Consider the following 26670-nt stretch of genomic DNA (forward strand, 5'->3'; position numbering starts at 1 on the left):
ATCATGCTTCACTCTCAAATCAACGCGCATAAAGAAAGCCTCCCATTTCTCATGTCCAAGAAATGGGAGGCAGTTCAACTTCGTGCGGCGGGGGCTTTTTGTGCCGCGCCGATGCCCCGATATGGGCAAAACCAAGGCATGCTGCCCGCTGCGGATAGGTGGTGCACTTCCCAGCGTGCATTTTTGGGAGTATTCAGCAAGCTCTGAAAAATGCATAACGTTGTGAATGGGTCGTAGTGGCCCGCGGCGCCCATCGACAGCACTTGTGGGCGGGCTATCGATGGGCGGAGATGGCTGTCGCCGCGTTTTTGGTTTGCGCCGGCCTGCAACACTGCTGCAACCACATCGTTATGTCGTTTGTGATGGGGCCGTTGGGGCCCACGGTGCTGAATACTCCGTTTTTTGCACGGTCCAAGGTGGGGTACCCTAGGATGAGAGAAATTGATACCTCATATTTATGCATATATCGATATTTCTATGCAAGATTTGGATTGTAAACCGTGCGCGTGCATAAAACCGGTGTGGGGACGTCTGGAGTCGGCTCGGCTCCTGGGGCATTGCACGTGCAGAACGGTTAAAATCGGGACTCGGTCTTAGTTTTACTTGGAAGGATGCATATGGCTTCTAATGTTGATGCTTCTCTAGAGGAGACGCTCTCCTATATTACTGACCAGTTGAAGGCGCTTACCTCGATTGCTTCGCCTACGGGCTATACCCGTGCGGCGACTGATTATCTGATGGAGACCCTGCGCGATATGGGGTTTGGGCCCGAGCGTTCCAATAAGGGCAACGTGTTGGTTGAGCTTGGTGGCGAGGGTGGGCCGCTCGTACTGGCGAGCCATGTCGATACCCTGGGCGCCATGGTGCGTTCCATCAAGGACAATGGTCGCTTGCGTCCCACGACGCTCGGCGGGCATCAGTGGTCTACGGCCGATGGCGAGAACTGCACCGTTTACACGCGCGATGGCAAAGTCTTTACGGGTGTGGTCCTCAATACCGAGCCTTCGGCGCATGTGGCCGATGAGCCGGTCAAGACCATCGAGAAGAACATGGAAATCCTGCTCGACGAGAACGTTGACAGCAAGGACGATGTGCTCGAGCTGGGTATTCAGACGGGCGACATCATCGCTATGGATCCGCGTACCACGGTGACGGAGAGCGGCTACATCAAGAGCCGCTTCCTGGATGACAAGCTGTCGGCGTCGATTCTGCTGGGTCTGGCCCGTTCCGTTGCTGACGGCGAGGTGTCGCTTTCGCGCAAGGTGTCGCTGCTCTTTACCGTGTACGAGGAGGTCGGCCACGGCGGTGCCTTTGTGCCGGCCGACACGCGTGAGATGATCAGCGTTGACATGGGCTGCGTGGGCGACGACCTGGGCTGCACCGAGCGCATGGTGTCGATTTGCGCCAAGGATTCGGGCGGTCCGTACAACTACGACCTGGTAACCACGCTGTCCAACATCGCGCGCGAGCTTGAGCTCGATTACGCCATCGACGTGTACCCGCATTACGGCTCCGACGTCGAGGCCACGCTCTCTGCCGGCTACGACATCCGTCACGGCCTGATCGGCCCCGGCGTGTACGCGAGCCACAACTACGAGCGCAGCCACATCGACGGTGTGCGCAATACCTACGAGCTGGTTCGCGCCTACGTGCAGCGTTAGGGAGCAGCTCGCGACTCGGCTGACCAATTGCTCTAAGGCCCGATTGCTCGGGCCTTTTTTCTCTTTAGGACGTTTAGTATTATGATGTATGTAATCTATTAACTAAACGCGTAAATTACTTAACGAGGTAATGCGGCATATGAATACATCTGAGTACTTATCTATGGGTGACGCCGCCCACCTGTTGGGCGTTACGAAAGCCCGCATATCTCAACTTGCCGCATCGGGAACGCTCGCGTACGATATTGTGGGCGGACGGAAGATGGTTGAGTATGATTCTGCGGTCGCTTATCAAAAGGTCCGCAAACGTGGACGCCGTCCTGCGGCCGATGTGGGACGCAAGTTTACGCTGATGTCGGCCGACCATGAGGTCGCGCATGTCTCATTTGATCCGACACGTGAGTTTCCCTTCGAAATCGCCGAGGTCCTCGATGCGCAACGAATGCCGTTTGGCACATGCTCGAGCTCTTCTCCAACGGTGAATAAGCGGGAGCTCAACGCGTGGTGGGGGCATCGGTCGGTGCCCGATGTTCGCCCTGGGCTTATCTCGCGCTACCGCGAGCTGGGAATTGTCAGCGGCGTTGAGGCGCCGGTTCAGTGCCTGGGCCTCTCGCTTTCGGATTGCTATTGGCTGCGGCCGGCAGAATGCGACGGGCTCGAATGGCGAAACCTCAATTACTTCGAGAATGATTTTGAGCGATCGGCGCCCGAGGGGCGTTCGGGTTGGCTGGAGGGCATCGGTCTTAAAAATCCCGACAACACATCCGAGGGCGAGCTTCCTAAATCGTGGATGATTCGCGACGGTGTTCGCGTTCTGGTCAAGGGGTGCGGCATGGACGACCAACGGCCCTTTAACGAGGCGGTTGCAACGGCTCTACATCGCCGCTTGCTGTCGGAGGGCGAGTTTGTTCCTTATACGGTTGAGCGGATGTTCGATGGCCCCGTGTGCCTGTGCGAGGATTTTCTTGACGGCCGCGAGGAATATGTTCCGGCTGTTTACGTTAAGAACGCCCTTGGCGGCCAGCGAGGAAGCTCGACGTACGACCGGTACTGCCGCTTTCTTGGTAAACATGGAGCAGACGTGGCTGCCGTGAGAAGGTCTATGTCGCAGATGATCGTTTGTGATGCCCTTTTGGCTAACAGCGATCGCCATTGGCGAAACTTCGGCATCATCCGCAATGTCGATACCCTGGAGATAAGGCCTGCACCGCTGTTCGATAGCGGCAACTGTCTGTGGTATAACGTGCCAACTGTCGTGCTCGCAGCTGGGGAGTTTGGGTTTGCCGCTAAGCCGTTTGGGCCCAATCCTTCCGTCCAGCTGGCGCTTGCGGACTCGCTCGATTGGTTCGATTCATCGCGGCTCAACGGATTTGTTGATGAAGCGATCGAGATTCTTTCGCAGAGCAAATGGGCCACGGCGGAGGGCCGGCTCGAGTCCATTCGCCGTGGCCTGGAGCGTCGCGTTATCGAGGTGAATGCTGCTGTTGAAGTGCTTCGACACGTGCAGCGATAAACCCGCGGCTACTTAAGTGCGCCGGTCACCGTGCCGCCGCCGAGGACGATGTCGCCGCGGTAGACTACAACGGCCTGGCTGGGGGCGATGGCGCGCTGCGGCTCGTCAAAGGTCAGCAACATTTGCCCGCCTTCGCCGCGCGTAAGGGTCGCTGCCTGGTCTTTCTGTCGGTAGCGGTACTTGGCGCCCACGCGAATGCCGCCGGCATCCAGCTCGGCCTCCATGTGGTCGGCAGGGGCGCTCCAAATCCAGTCGTTGGCTGTGAGCGCTGTGGCCGTCAGGTCCTCGGCCTCGCCCAGATGCACAATGTTGTTGGCGGCATCGACGCCCGTTACGTACACGGGGTGCGCCATCGCGACGCCCAGGCCCTTGCGCTGGCCGATGGTATAGCGCAAGGCGCCATTGTGGCTTCCGACCACGCTGCCGTCGCGCCACACGATATCGCCCGGTGCAGCGGCATGTCCGCAGCGGCGCTCGATATAGCCCGCGTAGTCGCCGTCCGCGATAAAGCAGATATCCTCGCTCTCGGCCTTTTGGGCGTTGGTAAAGCCCTGATCGGCGGCTATGCGGCGCACGTCGCGCTCTTTGTCCAAGCCTGCCAGCGGAAAAATCGTGCGCGCCAGGCGCTCCTGCGTAAGCGAATACAAAAAGTAGCTTTGGTCCTTTTTGGGATCTTCGCCGCGATGTAGCTGCCAGGTGCCGTCTGCCGCTTGGCTTGTTTTGGCGTAATGGCCCGTGGCGATGTAGTCGCAGCCCATGTCCAGCGCCGCATCGAGCAACGCGCCAAACTTAATATGGCGGTTGCAGATGATGCATGGGTTGGGCGTCAGCCCCTCCTGATAGGCAGTCACAAATCGCTCGATCACGTTGCGGTCGAAGGTCTGCTGCAGGTCGAGCACATGGTGGGGTATCCCCAGGCGCTCGGCGACAGCCTTTGCATCGGCGATGTCGCGGTCGACTTTGCTCATGCCCGTGGCGGGATCGGCCTCGGGGCAGGTGAGGCGCATGGTGGCACCGACACATTCGTAGCCCTGGCGTTTGAGCAGATAGGCAGTCACGCTGGAATCGACGCCGCCGCTCATGGCGACGAGCACGCGTTTATTGTGCATGGGGAGGTTCTCCTTGGTGGCATGTGGCCAAAAAAGAAAAGCGGCGCGGGAGGCTGGTTCCGCGCCGCAGACATTGTAGCAAGTTCGGACGTCTCGTGGGACGCCCTGATGGGATGGGCTCAGACTGCCGGGAGAGAGAGGAGACCGGTTCGTCCTGGGCTCAACCTATGGGCGGCAGACCTTAGTCCTGGAAGAGCGCCGTGGACAGGTAGCGCTCACCGGTGTCGGCGAGCAGGGCTACGATGGTCTTGCCCTCGTTCTCGGGGCGCTTGGCCAGCTGCAGTGCGGCCCACACGGCGGCGCCGGACGAAATGCCCGCGAGCACGCCTTCCTTGTGGCCCACGGCGCGGCCGGTGGCAAAGGCGTCGTCGTTCTCGACGGGGATGATCTCGTCGTAGACCCGGGTGTCGAGGACGTCGGGCACAAAGCCGGCGCCGATGCCTTGGATCTTGTGCGGGCCGGCCTGGCCCTTGGAGAGCACCGGGGAGGTGGCGGGCTCGACGGCGACGACCTGAATCTCGGGGTTCTGCTCCTTGAGGAACTCGCCCACGCCGGTCACGGTGCCACCGGTGCCAACGCCGGCGACGAAGATGTCGACCTTGCCGTCGGTGTCATCCCAGATCTCGGGGCCGGTCGTGGCCTTGTGGATGGCGGGATTGGCGGGGTTCACGAACTGGCCGGCGATAATGCTGTTGGGCGTCTCCTTCTGCAGCTCCTCGGCCTTGGCGATAGCGCCCTTCATGCCTTTGGAGCCGTCGGTGAGCACAAGCTGTGCGCCGTATGCCTGCATGAGCTTGCGGCGCTCGACGGACATGGTCTCGGGCATGGTGATGATCACCTTGTAGCCGCGGGCCGCTGCCACCGAGGCGATGCCGACGCCGGTGTTGCCACTCGTGGGCTCGATGATGGTGTAGTCGCCGCCGCGCACGAGCTTGCCGGCCTTCTCGGCCTCGTCAATCATGTTCTTGGCGACGCGGTCTTTAACTGACCCGGCGGGGTTGAAGTATTCGAGTTTGACGATCACACGAGCCTTGAGGTCCTCGTCGGCCTCAAAGTGGGTGAGCTCCAGGAGCGGGGTGTGGCCGATAAGCTGATCGATGGACGTGTAAACCTTGCTCATGGTGAACCTCCAAAGTGTTCAAATGACTGGATACCGTGTGGTTTCACGGTGTGTGTAGCAGCTAAACCCATAAACCTTATATGTTGTTCGTTTAGCTGTTGGGAAGCATACTAGACACTAAAGCCTAGTAATGCAATAGGAAATAGGAGTTTATTGCAAGTTGATTAACCATCTTGACCGGAACGGGTATTTTCAAAGCCAATTTTTCGGCTAGAATTTCAACGGACTAAAAGACCGAAAGGCAGCACTATATATGTTGGTTTCTACTAAGGGTAGGTACGCCCTGCGCGTTATGGTCGATCTGGCCGAGCACCAGGCGACAGGCCGTATCCCGCTTAAAGAGATTGCGGCGCGTCAGGGGATTTCGGAGAAATATCTGGAGAACATTTTGGCCACGCTCGTGCGCGCCAATATGCTCTCGGGCATGCGCGGCAAGGGCGGCGGCTATGTGCTCACGCGCCCGCCCGAGCAGTACACGGTGGGCGAAATCTTGCGCCTGACCGAGGGCAGTCTGGCGCCGGTCGCCTGTCTGGATGGCGACTGCAAGGGTTGCTCGCGATCTGATGAGTGCCCCACGCTCGACGTGTGGAAGAACCTGGACAAGCTCATCAACGATTACCTCGACGGCGTGACGCTCGATCAACTTGTCGCTCCCAACCATGGCTACGACTACGTCATCTAGCCCCACCTGCCATTTGGGGACGGGGCAGAAATGGTAGATTTTCTTGCCCTCTGAGGCTTGACAAATGACAAGGCCGTCCATCGTTTCGATGGACGGCCTTCTTTAGGCGTGTTGTGGCGGTCCGAATCCGGTCGTTTAGTTTCCGGCGATGCTGTCGAGAATGCTGCGCATGATGGATACCAGGATGCTGCCCATAAAGGCCGATCCAAAGCTGGCGATGGAGATACCCGCGCCCAGCAGATTGACCGACAGGTAGCTGGCCAGCTCGAGCATAAAGCTGTTGACCACAAGCTGAAAAATACCAAGCGTGATAATAGTGAGCGGCAGTGAGATGACCGTCAAGAACGGTTTGACGAGCGAGTCGACGATATTGAGGAACAGTCCCACGAAAGCAAAGCAGACCCAGGCGTCGGCCATGCCGAAGGGCCGAATGCCGGGGACGAGAAACGTTGCGATCGCGATGGCGATTGAGGTAAAGAGCCAGTTAAGCATAAAGCGCATGGTGGAGATCCTTTCTTGCGCAAGACGTGGCAAAGAGGCGTGAGGGGCACATGCCTTTACAACTCGGATAGATGCGCGGGCACGGCCCTGTTTGGGCGCCCATTGTCTCAGATATTCGTGGAGCTTGCGTGCGCATTCGGTTTCAAAACGGCGTTCGTCCTAAAAAACGTGCCGCTGACAGAGAGTCTTGTCACTTTAGTTTGGTGGTGTGCTAAACTGCTACGGGCAAAAGCCACAGGCGTTGCCCTATTGCATAGAACGGGCGAACGATGCCCGATGTCAGTATCAACTTCGATGCCTTTTGGCGGGTTTGGCGGTGATCGATGAATATCGAGAACATGTTTGACAAGCCTGATGTCAAGCAGCTAGTCCACGCATTTAGCCTCTTGGACGACGAGAAAGATATCCAAGCGTTTTTGACCGATATCTGCACGCCGCGCGAGATTTGCGATCTATCACAGCGTCTGCAGGTCGCGCGTTACCTGGACGAGGGCGAGCCTTATGTTGAGGTTCAGGCCCGTACCGGCGCTTCGTCCACCACGGTGAGCCGCGTGTCCAAGGCGCTCAACGGCGAGTACGGTGGCTACCGCAAAATCCTCATTAAGCTGGAGGATGGCGAGTAGGCCGCGGCAAAACGAATTGTGCAAAACCGCTCCTCCGGGGGCGGTTTTTGTATGCCCGCAATCGGCTGGTGCGTTGGGGTCAGGTTGCTTTGCGCCAAAACATGGAGCTGAGGTAGCAATGTGTCCGCGTGGGCGGGTAGGATGGATGCATTGATTATTGCGAACAGTTTGAGCGGAGGACCATGCCTGTTCGAATCTATACCACCAATGCCGGCGCGGATTTGAGCGATGCCGAGGCGGCGCTGCTTGTCGACCTTGTTGCCCGCCACGGACGTGCCGTGCTGTTGGCGCCAACGTTCGCCGAGCTCGACCTGTGTCGTCACGATGCGGCGGAAGCCGGTGTTTCGCTGGGCATCGACTACAAGACACCTGCATCGTGGCTTCGCTCACTGTGGGAGCTTTTGGGCGACGGGCGCGGCTTCGTTGACAACCTGCAGCGCCATATGCTGTTTTCGGACAGGGTCACGCGTCTCGATGATGCCGACCTGCAACCGCTTTCGCGCAGCAAGGGCACAGTGCGCATGCTTGCGCGCATGGCCCGCGATGTGCTGCCGGGCGTGGCGGGGACGACGGCCGAGCGATGCCGTGGCAACAATTGCCAGCCTGAGCCAAAAAACGATGCTGAGGCTCGCGTGTTCGAGCTTTTGCGCGCCTACGCGGGCGGTTTGGACCGTCGAGATATGGTCGAGCCCTGCGAAGCCGCCGATATGATGGCAGAAGCCCTGGCGAACAACCTGCCGGGGTGCGCCCGTGCCGTCTGCGTGCGTGGTGTCACATCGTTTACGCACGGCCTGCTCGAGCTACTGTCTACCGTGGCGAACAACGGGGGAGAGGTCGTCGTGCTGCTTGCCCGCGAGCAGGCGGCGATGCGCGAGGAGCTTGTCGCGGCATTTGATGCCCGCGGTGTGCTGTTTGAGGTCGCGCCGCTGGGGGAGGATGCCGTCGCGTCTGATGCCGCTTGCGGGACCGCTGCTCAGCCTGCCTTCATTGAGGTCGCCGGCCCCCATGCCCGTGCTCGTGCTTATGCGGATGCGATTGAGAACCTTGTGCGTGCGTGCGAGGAGTCCAAGACGGACGGCACCGACGGTGCTCCCGTTCGCGTGCTCGTGGTGTCCGCCCGGGCACCTCAGCTGTTTGGCGAGCTCGCCTCTCGCTTGGCCGCGCGCGGCATTGCGGCCGAGACAACTGAGTTCACGGCGTTTTCCCAGTCCATCGCGGGCAGGCAGTTTACGGCGCTCGCCAACCTGATCGAGCGCATGAAGGCCGCCGATGAGGGCATGGCGTCAAAGACCGAGTGGTGGCCCGCGCCGGAGCTTACCGACTGGATCTACAGTCCGCTTTCGGGCGCTGATGCCGTTAATGCCCGCATCTTCGATAAGAATATGCGTCTCTCGCGCAACAAGACTACCGCGGGCGTTAAGAGCCTGCTTCAGAGCGTCCAAGGCCAGGTGAGGGGCGCGCGCAAAGCGGCGAGCGACGAGAATTGGTTTAAGAACGTGCCGTGTGTGGTTTCGGACGTGTTCCAGGCGCTGTGGCGTGACAAGCCCGTGACGGCGCTCAAGGCCATGCTTGCCGTTGCCGAGGCACTGCCCGATCGCGCACTTGGCGGTCTCGACGGTCAGGCCCGTCGCCAGGCGGAGGTGGCCCTGCTGCGCCACGTCATCGACATCCTTATGAACGATGCTCGCGCGCTCGACGTGTCGCAGGCCGCGACCGTGCCCGTGCTCGATGGCATTCGCACCAAGGTGGACAAGCGTAGCGCCGCCTACGATTACGAGACCTACGAGGTTGACCGTGCGCCACGCGCCCAGGTTCGCTTTGCTTCGCTTGCCGATGCGGCGGCTCTGCGCCCCGGCAGCTACGATGCCGTGCTGTTTGCCGATGTCGATCTGGACAGCTATCCGCTCTCACACGAAGAGGGGCCGCTGACCACGCTGACGGCGAGCCTCGGTCGCGAGGACGTGACGCTTGAGCCTGCGGCCTTGCTGCGCGCACGCTTTGGCCGCGCGATACAAGCGTCGCGTGGTCCGGTTACGCTCGCCCGTGTGACCCACGATCGTCAGGCGCGCGAGTGCTATCCGGCGGCCGTGTGGACCGAGTTGCGGGCGCATGCCGAGGCCGCTGGCACCGCCAAGGTGACATGCGTGGGCGAGGGCGATATCATCGCTGACTTTGATCCAGCGGCCGGCGAGGGCATCGAGTGCAAGCGTGTTGCGTGCGAGGCTCCTCAGCATTTGAGCGAGGCGGCCGTGCCGTATCTGGTGCTTCGCCGTCGCGACGGCGAGGGCGCGCCGCTCGTGCCGCGCCTGACGTCTGCCTCGCAGATCGAGGCATATTCCACCTGCCCGCTATGCTGGTTCGTCTCGTACCGCGTGAAGCCCCAGTCGATCGACGCTGGCTTTGGCAATATGGAGAAGGGCAACTTTGTCCACGACGTGCTGGAACACTTGCATGCCCGTCTGCCCCAGGAGGGCATGGAGCGCGTGACACCCATGAATCTGCCACGCGCGAAGGAGCTGCTGCGCGAGGTCTTTGACGAGACCTTGGCCGAGCATGCGGGCAAGCGCGGTACCGAGGGCCCGCTCGTGCCGCTCTCCCCGGTGGAGGAGCGCCAGGTGGCCGAGATTTTGCCGCAGCTGGAGGGCGTTCTTGCCTACGAGTCCGAGGCGCTCGCGCCCTTCGCGCCGCGCTACCTGGAGTTTGCGTTCAACGAGCTCCAGGTCGAGTATGCCGGCTGGCCGCTCGGCGGGCGCATCGACCGCGTGGATGTGGATGCCGAGAATCGCGCCGTGGTAATCGACTACAAGCATCGCACGGGCGTTGAGGAGTTTAAACTCGCCGACCCCACGGTGCGCGACGAGGAATCGGGCGAGGCCGCCATCGACGACCCGCGGTGGCTGCCGCCCCATACCCAGACGCTTATCTATGCGCAGGCCATGCGCCGGGCGCTGGATCTGGATGCCCGTGCGGCGCTCTATTTTTCGACCAAGGGCGGCAAACCGGCGCTGCGCGGCGCCGCGAGTGCCGAGCTGCTCGAGGAGGAGCGTGGTGACGGCCGCATCCCGGGGTTTAAGAAGGGCTTTCCCGGCGAGGGTGGCAGCATGGACTTCGACGCCCTGCTCGATCGCGTGGAGGCCGGCATCGCCGAGCGCCTGCACGAACTCGAGGCAGGCGACGTTGCCGCCGTCGACCCGACGTCGGCTCAGGCCGCGCATGCGCGCTGCTCGTATAACCACGAAGGAACGTTTGTAAGGAGGGACGTGTAGACCATGGATCTTTCGACTTTGATGCCGCAACAGCTGCAGATCGTCAAAACGCTCGACCGTCCGCTGTTTGTCTCGGCGGGTGCCGGTTCGGGCAAGACCTTTACCCTCACGCGCCGCATCGTCTATGCGCTCTCGCCCGAATCCGGTCCGTTTGTCGAGCATCTGGATCAGGTGCTCGCCATTACCTTTACCAAAGATGCCGCGGCCGAGATTCGCGACCGCGTGCGTCGCGCGCTTATCGAAGAGGGTATGGACGAGGAGGCCCTGACCGTCGACGATGCGTGGATCTCGACCATTCACGGCATGTGCTCGCGCATCCTGCGCGCACACGCGTTGGAGCTGGGCATCGACCCCGAGTTCACGGTGCTCACCGATACCGACGAGCTTATGGACCAGGCTGTTGAGCATGTGCTGGCCCGCGCGACGGCGCCCGATGCCGTCCCCGAGCTCGCGGCATCGCTCAAGGCCCTCTACGCCTGGTATCCCATGGCGGGCGAGGGCGGTCCCTTTGGCGCCGGCACGACCATCAAGGGTCTGGTGCGCGACCTGCTGGAGCTGTCGAGTCAGTTGCCGGGCGGTATGGACGACGTGTGCGTGGCGCGCGGCCAGGCCGATACCTCAGCGCTCGCCGATGCCTATCGCGCGGCGCTGGGCGCAAGCAAGGCCGCGACCGAGAAGGCGCAGACGGCGCTCGATGCCATCGACGCGTTCGAGGCGAGCGGCAAGACCATGGTCGATGCGGCGCGACTTATGATGTCGTGCACCATGCCGCGCGCGAGCAAGGCGTTTTCTAAGGAGCAGGTGGAGCTACTCAAGGCCGAGGCTGCTGATGCATTTATCAATATCGTGCTTGCCTGCGGTGCCCCCGCGCTCGATGCACTGGTGGGCCTGGCCCGTTCCGTGGAGGCCGAGTATCGCGCGCTGAAGGCCGGCCAGTCCGCGCTCGATAACAACGACCTGCTGCGCATGGCGTACGAGGCGCTGCGCGACTACCCGGCTATTCGAGCAGCCTATGAGGGCCGCTTTAAGATGGTCATGATCGATGAGTTCCAGGATACCGACCAGATGCAGGTTGACCTGATCCGTTACCTGACCGGCGCGGGTGAGCGTGCGCTGTGTACCGTGGGCGATGCGCAGCAGTCGATCTACCGCTTCCGTGGCGCCGAGGTTGAGGTCTTCCGCCGCCAGGAGCGCAAAGTGGGCTCCTCTGCTGCGCCCGAGACGGCTGCCGCATCCGATGCCCCCGCCGGCGAGCTCGTCAAACTCGTGCGCAACTTCCGCAGCCACGACGAGGTGCTGCGCTATGTGGCGCGCGTCTTTGACGGCGATACCGGTGGTTTGATGCAGGGGTTCTTGGATCTTGAGCCGAGTGACGATCGCGAGGACAAGCTCAAGGCAAAGGCGTCGCGCCGCCAGGCGGTCTTCGTTGCCGGCGGCAGCACCCAGGAGCGAACGCAGGCGAAAGCTCGTGCGATTGCGGAGCGATTCCAAGCGCTCGTTAAAGCGGGCCAGCCCCAGGGCAGCATGGTACTGCTACTGGGGCGCATGACCAATGCCGATGTCTACGCACAGGCGTTTCGCGACCAGGGGCTCGACTGCGTCATCGCGGGCGGCTCGGTCTTTGCCCAGGCTTCCGAGGTCCAAACGGTGCGTGCCCTGGGGTGCGCGCTTGCTAACCCGGCCGATACGGCGCAGGGTCTTATGCCGCTGCTGGCCTCGCCGATGTTTGCGCTCGGCGCTCAGGAGTTCCTGGCGCTGGCGACCAAGCTGGACGACCAGACGGGGGAGACCTCGCGCCGCAACATCGACGTGGGCATCATGAGCGATTGCGATGTGCCGGGGCTGCGGGATCTGCCGCTGCTGACGCGCGCCCGTGAGGTGCTGCGCTATGCACTTCGTCGCGTGGGGCGCGATTCGTTCGCCGCCATCGCGCGCGATACTGTCAACGCCTCCGGCTGGTTTGTGCGTCTGGCGCAGCGTGGTCCCGAGGGCAAGGCCATCGCCGCCAACGTGCTCAAGGCGCTCGACGCCGTGGCCGAGGCAGAGGCCGAGCTCGGCAATTCTCCGCGCTCCATCGCGCTCGCCTTCGACCGCTTCTTGGCGGGCAAGGAGGCCCCGGGCGCGCTCAACGAGGAGGGCGACGGCGCGGTGCGCATCATGACGGTGCATGCGTCCAAGGGTCTGGAGTATCCGGTCGTAGCGGTTGCCGAGTGTTTTGGCGTGCGCAAATCGTCCGGTGCGGCTCAGATGGGGCGTGTCGAGGGCGGAGCGCAGGTCGTGGCGCTGCCGGCACGCTTCGACGGCGTTAAACTCGCGGACGGCACGTTCGTGAAGGGCGATGACGTCAAAAAACAGTTTGAGCACGCGTTTAAGGGCAAGGGCACGTCGCTGTGGCTGCCGCCAGAGCTCATGGAGGACGTCTGTGCGACGGGCTCTCCCGCCGAGGCATTTGCCCGCCTGCGTAACGACGACCTGCAGCTTTCGCTCGAGGAGCGGGCTCGCTTGCTCTATGTCGCCATGACGCGTGCGCGAGAGCTGGTCATTCTGGCGATGGATGCCGGCGTGAGCCGCGGCAAGGTGACGGCGCCGACCTTCGACGTCGAGACCGATCTGACCTATGACGTGCTGCGTCGTATTCTGCCTACCGACGCTCTGGACATGCCGCAGCTCGATGCCGACCGCCTGGTGTTCGACAACTCCAAGCCGGGCGACTACGAGCTCATCTCGCTGGCGGACTTTACGTTTGGCGAGCAGGCGTTTGAGGCCAATGCTTCTCTGGATGCCGAGGGCAGGCTTGTCCGCGGCGATGCGGAGCCGGGGGGCGCCGGTGCGGATGCCCGCGCCGCCGTTCCCGGCCCTGCCGACCCCGAGCCCGATGCGTTTGAGCTCGTGTATCCCCAGACGGTGGGCGTGCGCATGGGCGCCTGCCCGTATCCGGTGCGCGATTCGTACAGCTACTCGTCAATTGCCGCGGCGCTGCATGCCGAGGCCGAGGACCGTGCCGCCGAGGCGCGCGTGCCCATGGACGAGGCTGGCGATGATGCCGAGTCGGATGGCTCGGAAATGACGGATGCGGACGTGGCCGCTGTCGAGCCCGCCGGCAATCCCATGGCCTTGGGTTCGGCCTTCCATGCCGCCTGCCAGTGGCTGATCGAGATGGGTGCCGATGAGCTGCCCGCCGAGCGTGCCGACGCCCTGGCTCGCCTGTGGCGCCTGACGCCGGAACAGCGCGAACGCTTCGACGTTGCCCTGGATCGCTGGCTCAAGTCGGCGGTCCGTGCCGAGCTACTTGCCTGGCCGTGCGTTCGCGCCGAGGTGCCGTTCTTTTCGCTGGGCTGCGAGGATGAAGACATCGCTCGCTACGGTGCATATGCCGAGGGCGCCATCGATGCTTTGGCGACGAACCCGGCGGATTCGTCATGCGCGCTGGTCATCGACTACAAGACGGGCGGCACGCCGGACGAGACGCCGGAACAGCTGCAGGAGAAGCACGCCCTGCAGGCGCGCGTCTACGCTGATGTTTTGCACAAGGCGGGCTTTGAGGCCGTGACCGTCAAGTTCGTCCGCGTGGAGCAAGTCGACCTCGCCAACCCGTGCGAGCCTCAGGTGGTCACCTACAGCCTCTAGCCCTCAATAACTTGCGGTGGAATACGGACTGTTTTGGCCAAAAAAGCCGCCAAACAGTCCGCATTTCACCGCAACTGCGTGAGTAGCCGTGTGGGTTTGGCTAGGTTCGGGTGCTGTCCGTGCCGTGGGGTAAAATCGTTCAGTCAGAACACGAACCCGCATCGGAGCTCATCACATGGCATTCGTCCATCTGCACAATCACACTGTTTTCTCCATGCTCGACGGCGCAACCCGTATCCAGGATATGGTCAACCGTGCCGTTGAGCTTGGCATGCCCGCCGTGGCCATTACCGACCACGGCTACATGTATGGCGTGCCCGACCTGGCGCTGGCCTGCGACGCCGTCAACCACAACACGCCCGAGTACAAAACCTGGAGCCACGACAAGGCCTTCTTGGAAAAGGATCGCCGCGACGAGCTGGTGGAGCCCGACCCCGAGGCAAGCCCGCGCGAGCATGCCCAGTATGTGAAGGACATGGCCATGTGGGACGAGAAGGGCAACATCGACGAGCTCAAGCCGCCCCTGGTCATCAAACCCATCTTTGGGTGCGAGGTCTACTTTACGCCGGACGAGACGCTCGCCCGCGACCATAAGCCCGAGCTCTACCACATGATCCTTCTGGCCAAGGACCAGGAGGGCTACGTCAACCTGATGCAGACGGTCTCCGAGGCCGCCGTGCAGGGCTTTTACTACAAGCCGCGCGTGACGCTCGACAACCTGCGCCGCCACGCCAAGGGCATGATCTGCACGAGCGCCTGCATCGCCGGCATCATCCCCAAATACATCGACCGTGGTGACATGGAGGGCGCCATCAAGTGGGCCGAGACCTTCCGTGACACCTTCGAGCCCGGCGATTTTTATATCGAGATCCAGGAACACGGCATCACCACCGACAACGGCCTGACCGATGAGCAGATGGACCGCACGCTCATTGACATCGCCAAACAGGTGGGCGTCAAGGTTATCGCCACCAACGACTTCCACTACCTGCGCCGCGAGGACGCGCCCGTGCAGGACGTCATCATGTGCATTGGCATGAACGCCAAAGTCGACGACCCCAACCGCATGCGCATGACTGGCTCGGAGTTTTACATGAAGACCGAGGAGGAGATGCGGGCGATGTTCCCGTATTGCCCCGAGGCCTGCGACAACACGCTCGAGATCGCCGACAAGTGCTACGTCGAGCTGGACTGGGACTCCATCATCCTGCCGCGCTTCCCGTTGCTCGACCCCGGCGAGACGCACGAGAGCCAGTTCCGCCGCGAGTGCGAGAAGGGTCTGCGCCAGCACTATGGCGACGACTGGGCCACGCGCGAGATCGGTGGCGTCAACATCAAAGAGCGCTTTGAGTACGAATACAAGGTCATTTGCGACAAGGGCTTTGCCGCCTACTTCCTCATCGTCGCCGAGTACGTGCAATGGGCCAAGGACAACGGCATCGGCGTCGGCCCCGGCCGTGGTTCGGCCGCTGGCGCTATCGTCGCCTACGCTATGAACATCACCGCGTTCGACCCGCTCGAGAACGGCCTGATGTTCGAGAGGTTCCTGTCCCCGCAGCGTACCGAGATGCCCGATATCGATATGGACTTCGACGATGAGCGGCGCCTCGAGGTCGTGGAGCACGTTCGCCAGCTCTACGGCCCCGAGAAAGTCACCCACGTTATCACCTACTCGACCATTAAGGCCAAGCAGGCCATCAACGACGCCGCTCGCGTCCTGGACTACCCGGTCTACATGGGCCAGCGTCTGTCCAAGATGGTCTCGAGCGACCCCAAGGTCAAGCTCAAGCAGGTGCTCGAAAAGCAACCCGGCAAAGAGGACCTGTTTAACCCCGATTTTGCCGAGGCATATAAAAAGGACGACGACGCCCGCCGCATCATCGACACGGCGCTCTCAATCGAGGGCCTCACCCGTGGCGAGGGCGTGCACGCGTGCGCCGTTCTGATCTGCCGCGACCCCGTCAACGAGCACGTGCCCACCAAGCTCGACACCAAGGGCGGCGTCGAGATTACCCAGTACGAGGGCCATACCGTTGCCGACATGGGCCTGCTCAAGATGGACTTCTTGGGCCTGCGCACGCTGACTGTTATCTCCAAGGCAAAGGCAAACATCAAGAAGAACTTCGGCATCGACATCAAAGAGGAAGAGATTCCCTTTGACGACCCCGAGATCTTTAAGCTCATGGGTTCCGGCCACACCGCCGGCGTCTTTCAGGTCGAGTCCGCCGGCATGACGGCCACGATCAAGAACATGAAGCCCACCGAGTACAAGCACGTCGTGGCATTGATCGCTCTGTACCGCCCGGGCCCGCTGGGCGCCGGCATGGTCTCGTCCTACATCAACCGTATGAACGGCAAGGAACCGGCGGTTTCCTACGACGACCGCCTGGACGACATCCTGGGCGAAACCTACGGCACCATGGTCTACCAGGAGCAGGTTATGCTCATCTCCGTCGAGATGTGCGGCTTCTCCAAGGGCGAATCGGACTCGCGTATCCGTAAACCCGTGGCTAAGAAAAAGATCAAGCTGCTCACGTCGACGGTGCTGCACTGGGAGGATGGCTCGGACGAGACCACCTACGACCACTGGATGAACGGCGCCATCAAGAACAACTACACGCGCGAGGTCGCCCAGAAGATTTGGGACGATGTTCTCGAGTTCGCATCTTACGCCTTTAACAAGTCGCACTCCGCCGGCTACGCCATCCTGGTTATGCAGACGGCGTGGCTCAAGGCGCACTATCCGCACGAGTACATGGCGGCCGTTCTGACGTCCTATACGGGCAAGACCGACAAGATCGTTCACTACGTCTCGGCGTGCCGTCACGACGGCATCCCCGTGCTGTCGCCAGATGTCAACGAGTCCGGTACCGAGTTCACGGCTACCAAGGAGGGTGTGCGCTTTGGTCTGGCCGGCATCCGCGGCGTGGGCACCGGCGTGGCGCAGGCGATTATCGCAGAGCGCGAGGCGGGCGGCCCGTTTAAGACGCTGCACGACTTTGTCGAGCGCGTGGACTCCAGCCAGGCGAACCGCCGCGTGATCGAATCGCTCATCAAGGCAGGCGCCTTCGACTCCACGGGGTATCCGCGTCGCCAGATGATGCACTTTGTGGATAAGAACAACCCCGAGAACATCATCGATGCCGCTGTGAAGCGCCAGAAGGATCGTGCGAGCGGCCAGACGTCGTTCTTCGACATGTTCGGCGATGTTGAGGGTTCGGGCTTCGAGGTCAGCGTGCCCGATCCGGACGGCCAGGAGTGGGACCGCCATCTTAAGCTGAGCCAGGAGAAGGAGGTTCTGGGCATCTATGTCTCGGACCACCCGCTGCGCCCGTTTGAGTATGCACTAGCCAAGGCACGCGACTTCTCGTTCTCGCAGATCGACACCGGCTACGAGGTGCAAAACCCCACGGGCGGTACCATCAACCAGGAGATTCCCGAGGGCAAGGCGCTGTGGTGGGCCGGCATGGTCTCGAGCGTGTCCAAGCGCGTGACCAAAAACGGTGATCCCATGGGTATTGTGCAGCTCGAGGACATGGAAGGCGAGGCCACGGTCGTGGTGTTCCCCAAGACCTATAAAGAGGCCGAGGGGTACCTGTACGGCGAGGTCGATCCCGAGACCGGCGCGCAGCTGTCCGATGCCTTTGTGCGCATTAAGGGCAAGCTCGAGCGCTCGGACCGCGGCGACCAGATCATCGCGCAGGAGATCGTGCCGCTCGAGCTCAACGAGGAGAACAACAAGCCCAAGGTGTTTGAGGTCATGGTGCCCAACAGCCGCTTTAGCCAGGGCAATATGGCGCGCCTGGCCACGGTGCTCACCGCTAACCCGGGCGGCGACCGTGTGGAGATCTTTATCGAGCAGGTGGACGGGCGCGTGCTGCGTGCCGAGGTACCTGCCAAGGTCAACGCGCGTTCGATTCCGCTGCTGGCCGAGGCCAAGGCCATTGTGGGTAACCAGGGCCGCGTGACGGTGATCTAAGCTACCCCGGGTGAGATTGGAGGAAGTGATGGCGCAGGGGACGTTTGTGCAGGCGCTTCGCAAAGAGGCGGCGTTGAGCGGCACCTTTATGAAGGGGCGTTCGCTCATGCTCAACGGTGCCGTGCTGTCGATTGAGGACAGCGGCTCGCGCTTCTCCAAAAACGTGACGATTGAGGGGTCGGTGCGCGGCTCGCGCGGCGACCTGTACAAGACGCACGTGGCGCTCGACATGGACGAGCACGAGGTGATCGACTACGACTGCGATTGCCCCGCCGCCTATCGTTACCCCGGTATGTGCAAGCACGCTATTGCCACGGCTCTGGCGTATTTGGATGCCAGCGGCGCCGAGCCCGTCGAAGGTTTGCGCACGCCGGTCCGCACGTTTACGGCGCAGCCGAAACAGCCCGCGCGCACCGCGTCCGCCGCGCCGGCCGTCAACCCCAACTTTCCCTTCCCGGCGCCCGTCCCCACGAGCCCGAGCCTTGTGGCGGCGCTTTCCGATCTTTCGGACGCGCGCATGGATGAGCTGGCGAGCATGCGCCGCAAGCTTGCCGGTGCCGTTGATCCCGACGCCCCCAAAGCGGCGTTGGAGCCCTCGTTGGTGCCGTACTACAATCCGCTGTTCGCTGACCGCTTTAGCTGGGCGCTCGAGTTCCGCATTCGCTGTGGATCGGTCTCCTACGTGGTCAAGGACATCGACGGCATGGCCGATGCCTACGTGCGCGGCGGCACGTTCTCCTATGGCAAGAAGCTCACGTTTGTCCATTCACCTGAGGCCTTTGACGAAACATCGGCAAAGCTGCTCAACCTTGTTGTGACGACAGTTGCCTATCTCGATGACATCACAAGCTCGCGTTCGGCGTCGTACGACTTTGCCCGCAGTGGTTTTGTTGCCGAGCGTCAGTTGCCGCTGTCCGAGCATAGCATCGTATATGTGCTGGACCTGCTGCGCGGCCAGACCATCTCCTTTGAGCCCGCCTGGTCGCGGGGGATGACGACGCATCGCACCTACGACGTGGCGGTTGAGCTGTCTCCGCAAGGGGAGGACGAGGCATCCGCTAAGCGCCCACCGCTGCTTGCCGCCAAAATCGCGCCGGCGGCTGGTGGTAGCTATGACCTGCGCCTGCCCGCCGATATGTACTGCTTTGCGTCGGGCGATGCCGCCTACTTGGTTGACACGCGCCGCGCGCGCCGTACCGACGCTGCATTTGCTCAGCATGCCGCACCTTTTTTGTCGCGCTTGCTGCCGTGCCGCACGCCCGCCCATATTGCCGCCGAGCAGGTGGGTGAGTTCTGCCGTATGGCGCTGCCCATTTTGCGCGACTACACCGACCTCACCGCGCCCGCCGCGCTCGATACCGTGGCACCCGAGCCGAGCTTTGCTATGGCGATCGGCGTCGACGATGGGCTCGTGACCTGCAAAATTACGGTTACCTACGGCGATTGGTCGGCGGATCTCTTTAGCCTGGGCGCTCCGGGCAGCCCCTTCGAAGAGCAGCGCCCCGGTGTGCCGCCCCGCGACGAGGTGGCGGAGTTTCGCGTTATGGATACGGCGGCCCTGTACTTCGATTTCTACGAGCGCGGCCTGGCGTTTGAGGAGCGCGATGACGCCCGCTTGTTCTGCCTGCTGACCGAGGGCCTGTCTGCCCTGTCCGAACTGGGTGAGATCATGCTCAGCGACCGTCTGCGCCAGATCTCGGTCCGCCCCGCGCCCAAGCTCTCGGTTCGTGCGACCGTTAAGAGCAATCTGCTCGATGTCGAGCTGGGCGCGAGCGGGCTTTCGGCCGCGGACCTTGCCGTCTATCTCGATTCGTACAAGCGCCATCAAACGTTTGCGCGCCTTACGTCCGGCGACATCATTCGCCTGGACGAGGGGGCGCGCGCCGCGTTTGGCCTTGCCGAGGACCTGGGTGTCGATGCCGTCGACCTGCTCGACGGCGTGTCGCTTCCCGCGTCGAGCACCCTGTTCGTCGACAGCATGCTCGCACGCACGCCGGCGCTCGAGGCCGATCGCGACGCTGCGTTCCGCCGTACCGTCGAGCGCCTGGACACGCTCGGCAAGATGGACTTTACGGTGCCGGCATCGCTCAAGGCAACGATGCGCGGCTACCAGGTCGACGGATACCAGTGGCTCGGCTCGCTCGAACACCTGGGCCTTGGCGGCATCTTGGCCGACGACATGGGCCTGGGCAAAACGCTCCAGATGATTGCGCATATCCTGGCGCGCGTGGAGGCGGGGGACACCAAGCCCACGCTCGTGGTATGCCCGGCCTCACTCGTGTACAACTGGACTGCCGAGCTGGAGCGCTTTGCCCCGTCGCTCGATGTGTGCGCCATTGTGGGCGCCAAGGCTCAACGCCGCGTGCAGATCGCCGGCGTGGCCGAGCATAGCGTGGTCGTGACGTCGTATGACCTTATGCGGCGCGATATCGACGAGTACGTCGAGCGGGATTTTGCCCGCGTGGTGCTCGATGAGGCACAGTACATTAAAAATCCGCTCACGCAGGTGGCGCGCGCCGCCAAGCGCCTGCCTGCCGGCGTGCGCTTTGCCCTGACGGGCACGCCCATCGAAAACCGCCTGTCCGAGCTCTGGAGCATCTTCGACTTTTTGATGCCGGGCCTTTTGGGGACGCGCGAGTCGTTTGCCAAGCGCTTTGAGAGCCCCGTCGAGCATGCCGAGGGCGATAGCGCCGCTCGCCTGCAGGCGCTCGTGTCGCCGTTTGTGCTGCGCCGTGTTAAGGAAGACGTGGTGGCCGACCTGCCCGAGAAGATCGAAGACACCGTCATGGCGCAGCTTACCGGCGAGCAGCGCAAGCTCTACCTGGCCAACCAGGACCGCATCGCCCAGCAGGTGCAGCACCGCGAGGCTGGGGAGTTTAAGAAGGACAAACTCAAGGTGCTCGCCGAGCTCACCAAGCTGCGCCAGATCTGCTGCGACCCGCGTCTACACTACGAGGATTACAAGGCGGGGAGCGCCAAGCTCGATACGTGTATGGAGCTCGTGCACGGCGCACTCGACGGCGGGCATCGCATCCTGTTGTTCAGCCAGTTTACGGGTATGCTCGATATCATCGGTAAGCGCTTGGCCAAGGAGGACATCGCCTTCCTTAAGCTCACGGGCGCTTCGTCTAAGGAGAGCCGCGCCAAGATGGTCGCGCAGTTCCAAGCGGGCGAGGTTCCGGTCTTTTTGATTTCGCTCAAGGCGGGCGGCGTGGGCCTTAACCTGACGGCGGCCGACGTGGTCATCCACTACGACCCGTGGTGGAACGTGGCAGCGCAGGACCAGGCGACCGACCGCGCGCACCGTATTGGCCAGCAACATACCGTGACCGTGTACAAGCTCATCGCCAAGGACACGATCGAGGAGCGCATTATGCAGATGCAGGAGTCCAAGCGCGACCTGGTCAACAGCGTGCTCGGCGGCGACGGCATCTCGTCGGCGCTGTTTACCCGCGAAGATGTTCTGGCGCTGCTGGGCGGCGACGGGCGCTAACCCGCTCGGGTGGGGCCGCCAGGGCGGATAGCGCACGCTGCCCCATCGTCCCCGCCCGTTATGTGTTCATTTGCAATGCCGTGGATGGTTTGTCTGCCTTTGGGCATAAGAACCATCAAGAACATTGGCACGTCAGCAAAGGAGAACATCATGGCGAAATTCTTTAAGGACCCCGACGGTAAGCTCATCGCTGCCCTTGGCGACGACGTTGCGACTCCTGCCGGTTGCACGGAACTGACCGCAAACACTGAGGACGCGGCGCACGAGAAGCACGTGCCTGTTGTCGAGACCGAGCGCGACGGTCACGTGATTCGCGCACGCGTTGGCTCGGTCGAGCACCCCAGCCTGCCCGAGCACTATATTGAGTGGATCGCCCTTGAGGCCGAGGGCCGCTTAGAGGTCCATTACCTTGAGCCCGGCATGAAGCCCGCGACATTTTTTGCCGGCGGTTCCAAGACCGGTACCGTCTATGCCTACTGCAACCTGCACGGGCTGTGGTCCGCGACGTTCTAGGAGCGCGCCCCCGCTCGGGGTATCATAGCTAGCATATGCACATGCGAGCGCCGACTGCATCATGCGGCCGGCGCTTTTACTACGATTTCGATGGTTTACGACGGAAAGGGCTGAGCCATGAAGCTCGCGCTTGCACAGATCGATATGCGCCTGGGTGATATTGAGGGCATTTGCGGCCGCATCGAGGACCAGGCTCGTCTGGCCCACGAGCGCGGGGCGCGCGTGCTGTGCGTTCCGGCTCCGCTCTTTATGGGCGCCATGCCCGGTGGCCTGGTGGGCGCTGCCGACTTTGAGCACGACATGCTTGCCGGCTTGACTGGTGTCGCCGAGCGCATCCAGGAGCTTGACATGATCTGCATCGTGCCCGCGGCGGTTTCGTTTGAGGGTCAGCCGCTGCTCGACTACATGATGCTCAAGGACGGTCATGTGGTGCCGGCGCGTTCGAGCATTGCCCTGCAGCGTGGCGAGAACAACGACACGCGTTGGGCGCCGCCGGTGTTCGACGTGGACGGCGTGCGCATCGCCGTGATTTTTGACTTGGACCGCGAACTCGAGATGTTGCCGACCGGTGTTGACCTCATTGCGTATTTCCAATTCAATGCGTTTGACATGACCGACCGCGAGACTGCCGCCATTGCCGCCGTTCGCAGCGGCGCCTACCGCAAGATCGCATCCAAGCGCAGCGTGTGGTTTGCCTGTATGGCGCCGGTCGGTGCTTATGACGAGTCGGTGTATACCGGCGGTTCGTTTGTGCTTGACGACTGTGGTCGTGTGGTGGCCCAGGCGCCGTGTTTTGAGGAGAGCCTGCTGGTTCAGGAGATTCAGCGCGGCGTGATGCTCGATGCCCTGGAAGATCACGAACTGCCCGAGTTCCGTTCCGAGGAGTGGCTGTGGCAGGCGCTGGTGCTCGCCGTGCGCGACAACGCCCGAGCCCACGGTGCGTCGCGTGCTGTGGTGGCGCTCGAGGGCGACTTGCCGTCGTCCCTGCTGGCGGCGCTGACCGTCGACGCTCTGGGCCCGCGTAATGTGATTGGCCTGGTGCTGGGGCGCAACCGTATCTTTACGCCGGCGCAGGAAGAGGCCGAGGCTGCCCGCTGTGCCGCCGTCCGCGCCATCGCCGAGCGTCTGCACATTCGCACCGTCGAGCGCGATGCACCGGATGCGGCGCGTGTGCTCGATCGCGACGTGTCGGCGGGCGATGCCGAGCGTCTGCGCTCGCGCACGCTGGGCCTCATGCTGGAGGACACGGCGCTCGAGCTGGGTGCGATGGCGCTGAGCCCGCTGTCCAAAACCGAGTACGCGCTGGCGGCGCCGGCGCTTTGCGGCGGCTACCAGGGCGATTACGCGCCCTTTGGCGATGTGTACCTGTCGACGCTTGAGTTTGTGGCGCGTGTGCGCAACCGCACGTCTGCCGTGGTGCCCCAAGAGCTCGTGACGCTCAACGCGGTGGAAGATTGTATGGAGCGAGTGCTGGCGCAGGCGCTCTCGACGCTCGACGGTCCGGTCGATATGCTCGACCGCGCGGCACAGCTGCTCGGCGGGCTTGAGCCGGGTGAGGTCGATGGCGCGCTCGAGGCGCACGTGGACCGCAATCGATCTTTCGACGACATCCCGATGGCCGCTGGCAAGCCTGAGGCCTGCTCGCTGCTGCTGATGCTCGTGCGTCAGGGCGAGGCCGCCCGCCGCATGCTGCCGACGGCGTCGATCGTCTCAGCCCGTTCGTTTGTCGAGCGCGCCTGGCCGTACATGCTCGCGTGGTCCGACCTGGGGCTTAACGGCAAGGAGCGTATGACGGTCGATTCGCTGGCGCGCGCCGAGGTGCGCCGTTTTGCTGACGAGGATACGAGCGAGCGCGTGCGAAACGAGATGATGGGCGTGCTGGGCGAGCTACTGGGTATTTCGCCCGAGCAGATGGAGGAGCTGCGCTCCGAGGACGGCCAGCGCCGCCTGCACGAGGGTATGAAGAAGTTTGAGGGCGAGGTCCAGGACGCCATCGATAAGATGATGGGCGGCCAGGGTGGCCCGCAGGGTGGGCCCCAGGGTGGCCCGATGCCGCATCCGCCGGTGGATCCGAGGCAGTTTCCCTTTTTCTCTCAAAACTAACTATGGGATAGGATTCGCTTCCAACCCCGACGCTTCAACTAAGCATCTTGGCCCCGTTGTGTTATTCTAGAACAGACGTTCGTGAATGATGCTCGGGGCCTTGCCTTGTGCTGTACTTGTGACGAGGGGAGGTTGGCTTGGTCATTTTGGGTATCGACCCCGGTTTGGCCCATACGGGTTGGGGGATTATCGAGGAGCGGCGCGGCGAGGTTCGCTGCCGTGCCTACGGTTGTATCGAGACCAGCGCGGGTAGTCCGCTCGCGGTGCGCCTGTCGCATATCGCCCGCGACCTCAAGGGCGTCGTGGAGCGTTATCGACCCGATACTGCTGCTATCGAGAGCATCTACTTTGGCGCTAATGTCCGCTCGGCAATCCCCACGGCACATGCCCGCGGTGCCGCGCTCGTGGCGCTTTCGGAGTGCGCGCTCGAGATCGGCGAGTACACGCCTATGCAGATCAAGCAGGCTGTGGTGGGTACCGGCGCCGCGGACAAGCGGCAGGTCGCCTACATGGTGCGCACGCTCACGCAGCTCGACCACGACCCTCATCCCGACCATGCCGCCGATGCCCTGGCTTGCGCCATCTGCCACGTAAACCTCAGCCGCACCCGCGCCCTCACCGGTGGCGAGTTCTATCAACAGAGAGGAACCGGATACTGATGATTTCCCAGCTCCACGGAACGCTTGTCGAGGCCACGATGAGCTCTGCTGTCGTCGACGTGTCGGGCGTTGGCTTTGAACTCGGCATTTCTGGCGGCACTGCGGCCACGCTGCCTACGCCCGGCGGTGAGGTGCGCCTCTATACCCGTATGCAGGTGCGCGAGGACGCTATGACACTTTTCGGTTTTTCCTCTAAGGATGAGCGCACGATGTTCGACCGGCTTGTGTCCGTCTCGGGCGTTGGCCCGCGCTTGGCGCTCGCCGTACTTTCCACCTATACCGTGGGACAGCTGTATTCCCTGGTGATGGCCGAGGACGACAAGGGCATGGCCAAGGTGCCCGGCGTGGGCAAAAAGACCGCCCAGCGCCTCATCTTGGAGCTCAAGAGCACCTTTGCCAAGGACAAGGGCTTTGTGCCGGTCGATGCGATCCCCGGTCAGGTTGCGATGCCCGTGCCCGCCGCCGCTCCTTCGGCGATCGATGACGCCCGTGCGGCACTCCTTTCCATGGGCTTTAGCCCGCAGGAGACCGATGTCGCTCTGAGCGGGTATGATGGGCAGGATATGCGTGTCGAGGATTTGCTCGGCGCGGCGCTTAAGCGACTCGGAATGGATGCGTGATGTGGGAAGCCGATGACTCTCAGGACCTGTGGGCGACGCCCGGCAACTCGCCGGCGGCATCCATGGCGCACGGCGAGCGCATGGTGGGCTCGGAGCTGACGGCCGAGGACCTCGATGTCGATCGCACTTTGCGCCCCCAGCGCCTGGACGATTACTGCGGCCAGGAGCATATCAAGCAGAGCCTGCGCGTGTTGATCGAAGCGGCGCAGAGCCGTGGGGAGACGCTCGACCACGTGATCTTCTCGGGTCCTCCGGGCCTGGGCAAGACCACGCTGGCCACCGTAATCGCCAACGAGTTGGGCGCTCAGATAAAAACGACGAGTGGCCCGGCCATCGCGCGTACGGGCGACCTGGCGGCCATCCTTACCAACTTGCAGCCGGGTGATGTGCTGTTTATCGACGAGATCCACCGCCTCAACCGTTCGGTCGAGGAAGTCCTGTACCCCGCGATGGAGGACTTTGCCCTCGATATCGTGATTGGCAAGGGTCCGGCGGCGCGCTCGATTCGCCTGGATATCCCCAAGTTTACGCTGGTAGCAGCAACGACCCGCTCAGGCATGTTGACCGGCCCGTTGCGCGACCGCTTTGGCATTTCATATCGCCTGGATTACTACACGGTCGAAGAGCTCGCGCAGATTGTGACGCGCTCGGCAACTATTCTGGGCGTGGCGATCGACCATCCCAGTGCACTTGAGATCGGCTCGCGTTCGCGCGGCACGCCGCGTCTTGCCAACCGCCTGCTCAAGCGCGTGCGCGATTACGCACAGGTGCGCGGCAACGGTCCCATCGAGCTCGATATCTGTCGCCAGGCGCTCGAGTTCTTCGAGATCGACGAGCTCGGCCTGGACTGGATGGATATTCGTATCTTGGAGACGCTTGCCAAGACGTTCTCCGGTCGTGCCGTGGGACTTACGACCCTTGCCAGCGCGGTGGGCGAGGACCCGGGCACGCTCGAGGATGTCTATGAGCCCTATTTGCTGCAGTGCGGGTTGATGATTCGTACGCCGCAGGGCCGTCAGGCAACCCTGCGCACCTTTGAGCACCTGGGGATTGAACCTACCGTTTAGGGCGCTTTGTTTTGGCGGGCTGTTGGGCTATCGCCGGGCATCGGGTAAACATATCGCCGTTCATCGGTTATGGGCGTTTTACTATTGCGCGCCCGTGCTATGCTGAATTGGTCTTTTTCTCATTCGGTAACGAA

At 62.4% G+C, this 26670-nt stretch carries 17 protein-coding genes; 14 read left to right on the forward strand and 3 right to left on the reverse strand.

The window, feature by feature from the left end:
- From ACRX4W_RS07540 to ACRX4W_RS07550, 3 genes are all read left to right on the forward strand, one after another.
- On the forward strand, positions 1-207 hold a 207-nt coding region (locus ACRX4W_RS07540), incomplete at its 5' end, for a hypothetical protein (protein ID WP_204987079.1).
- 410 nt (positions 208-617) lie between these two features.
- Positions 618-1661, forward strand: a complete 1044-nt coding sequence (locus ACRX4W_RS07545; RefSeq protein ID WP_432299877.1) for a M42 family metallopeptidase — start codon at positions 618-620, stop codon at positions 1659-1661.
- Between the two features lie 262 nt (positions 1662-1923).
- A complete protein-coding gene (locus ACRX4W_RS07550) occupies positions 1924-3174 on the forward strand; it encodes a HipA domain-containing protein (protein WP_432299879.1) in 1251 nt (416 codons plus the stop codon).
- A gap of 8 nt (positions 3175-3182) precedes the next feature.
- On the opposite strand, the gene mnmA is transcribed toward ACRX4W_RS07550, so the two are convergent.
- Together mnmA and cysK are read right to left on the reverse strand one after the other, a co-directional pair.
- Complete coding sequence (mnmA, locus tag ACRX4W_RS07555; RefSeq protein ID WP_432299914.1) at positions 3183-4406, reverse strand: tRNA 2-thiouridine(34) synthase MnmA; 1224 nt, start codon at positions 4404-4406, stop codon at positions 3183-3185.
- Between the two features lie 58 nt (positions 4407-4464).
- Positions 4465-5403: a cysteine synthase A gene (gene cysK / locus ACRX4W_RS07560; RefSeq protein WP_432299881.1), complete on the reverse strand. Its 939-nt coding sequence runs from the start codon at positions 5401-5403 to the stop codon at positions 4465-4467.
- Between the two features lie 253 nt (positions 5404-5656).
- On the opposite strand from cysK, the gene ACRX4W_RS07565 reads away from it, so the two are divergent.
- Positions 5657-6085, forward strand: a complete 429-nt coding sequence (locus ACRX4W_RS07565; protein WP_432299883.1) for an RrF2 family transcriptional regulator — start codon at positions 5657-5659, stop codon at positions 6083-6085.
- Between the two features lie 135 nt (positions 6086-6220).
- Here the strand turns inward: ACRX4W_RS07565 and ACRX4W_RS07570 are convergent, their stop codons facing one another.
- Positions 6221-6586, reverse strand: coding sequence for a phage holin family protein (locus ACRX4W_RS07570; protein ID WP_118335139.1), 366 nt, complete (start codon positions 6584-6586; stop codon positions 6221-6223).
- Between the two features lie 323 nt (positions 6587-6909).
- On the opposite strand from ACRX4W_RS07570, the gene ACRX4W_RS07575 reads away from it, so the two are divergent.
- From ACRX4W_RS07575 to ruvB, 10 genes are all read left to right on the forward strand, one after another.
- Positions 6910-7209, forward strand: a complete 300-nt coding sequence (locus ACRX4W_RS07575; protein WP_022094855.1) for a YerC/YecD family TrpR-related protein — start codon at positions 6910-6912, stop codon at positions 7207-7209.
- Between the two features lie 182 nt (positions 7210-7391).
- Positions 7392-10475: a PD-(D/E)XK nuclease family protein gene (locus tag ACRX4W_RS07580; protein ID WP_432299885.1), complete on the forward strand. Its 3084-nt coding sequence runs from the start codon at positions 7392-7394 to the stop codon at positions 10473-10475.
- Positions 10476-10478: 3 nt separating this feature from the next.
- On the forward strand, positions 10479-14102 hold the full coding sequence (locus tag ACRX4W_RS07585) for a UvrD-helicase domain-containing protein (RefSeq protein WP_432299887.1): 3624 nt from the start codon (positions 10479-10481) through the stop codon (positions 14100-14102).
- A gap of 175 nt (positions 14103-14277) precedes the next feature.
- Positions 14278-18081, forward strand: coding sequence for a DNA polymerase III subunit alpha (gene dnaE / locus ACRX4W_RS07590; RefSeq protein WP_117797809.1), 3804 nt, complete (start codon positions 14278-14280; stop codon positions 18079-18081).
- Positions 18082-18109: 28 nt separating this feature from the next.
- Positions 18110-21574, forward strand: a complete 3465-nt coding sequence (locus tag ACRX4W_RS07595) for a DEAD/DEAH box helicase (RefSeq protein WP_161194644.1) — start codon at positions 18110-18112, stop codon at positions 21572-21574.
- Between the two features lie 150 nt (positions 21575-21724).
- Entirely contained in the window at positions 21725-22087 is a 363-nt protein-coding gene (locus ACRX4W_RS07600; protein ID WP_055285739.1) for a desulfoferrodoxin family protein, read from the forward strand.
- Positions 22088-22204: 117 nt separating this feature from the next.
- On the forward strand, positions 22205-24190 hold the full coding sequence (locus tag ACRX4W_RS07605) for an NAD(+) synthetase (RefSeq protein WP_161194643.1): 1986 nt from the start codon (positions 22205-22207) through the stop codon (positions 24188-24190).
- Positions 24191-24327: 137 nt separating this feature from the next.
- Entirely contained in the window at positions 24328-24849 is a 522-nt protein-coding gene (gene ruvC, locus ACRX4W_RS07610) for a crossover junction endodeoxyribonuclease RuvC (protein WP_035137351.1), read from the forward strand.
- A complete protein-coding gene (gene ruvA / locus ACRX4W_RS07615) occupies positions 24849-25469 on the forward strand; it encodes a Holliday junction branch migration protein RuvA (protein ID WP_055250934.1) in 621 nt (206 codons plus the stop codon). The genes ruvC and ruvA overlap by 1 nt, the downstream gene beginning before the upstream one ends.
- Complete coding sequence (gene ruvB / locus ACRX4W_RS07620; protein ID WP_117639770.1) at positions 25469-26536, forward strand: Holliday junction branch migration DNA helicase RuvB; 1068 nt, start codon at positions 25469-25471, stop codon at positions 26534-26536. Before ruvA ends, ruvB begins: the two co-directional genes overlap by 1 nt.
- Positions 26537-26670: the final 134 nt, after the last annotated feature.

Source organism: Collinsella aerofaciens (genome assembly GCF_964283865.1).
Classification (GTDB): domain Bacteria; phylum Actinomycetota; class Coriobacteriia; order Coriobacteriales; family Coriobacteriaceae; genus Collinsella.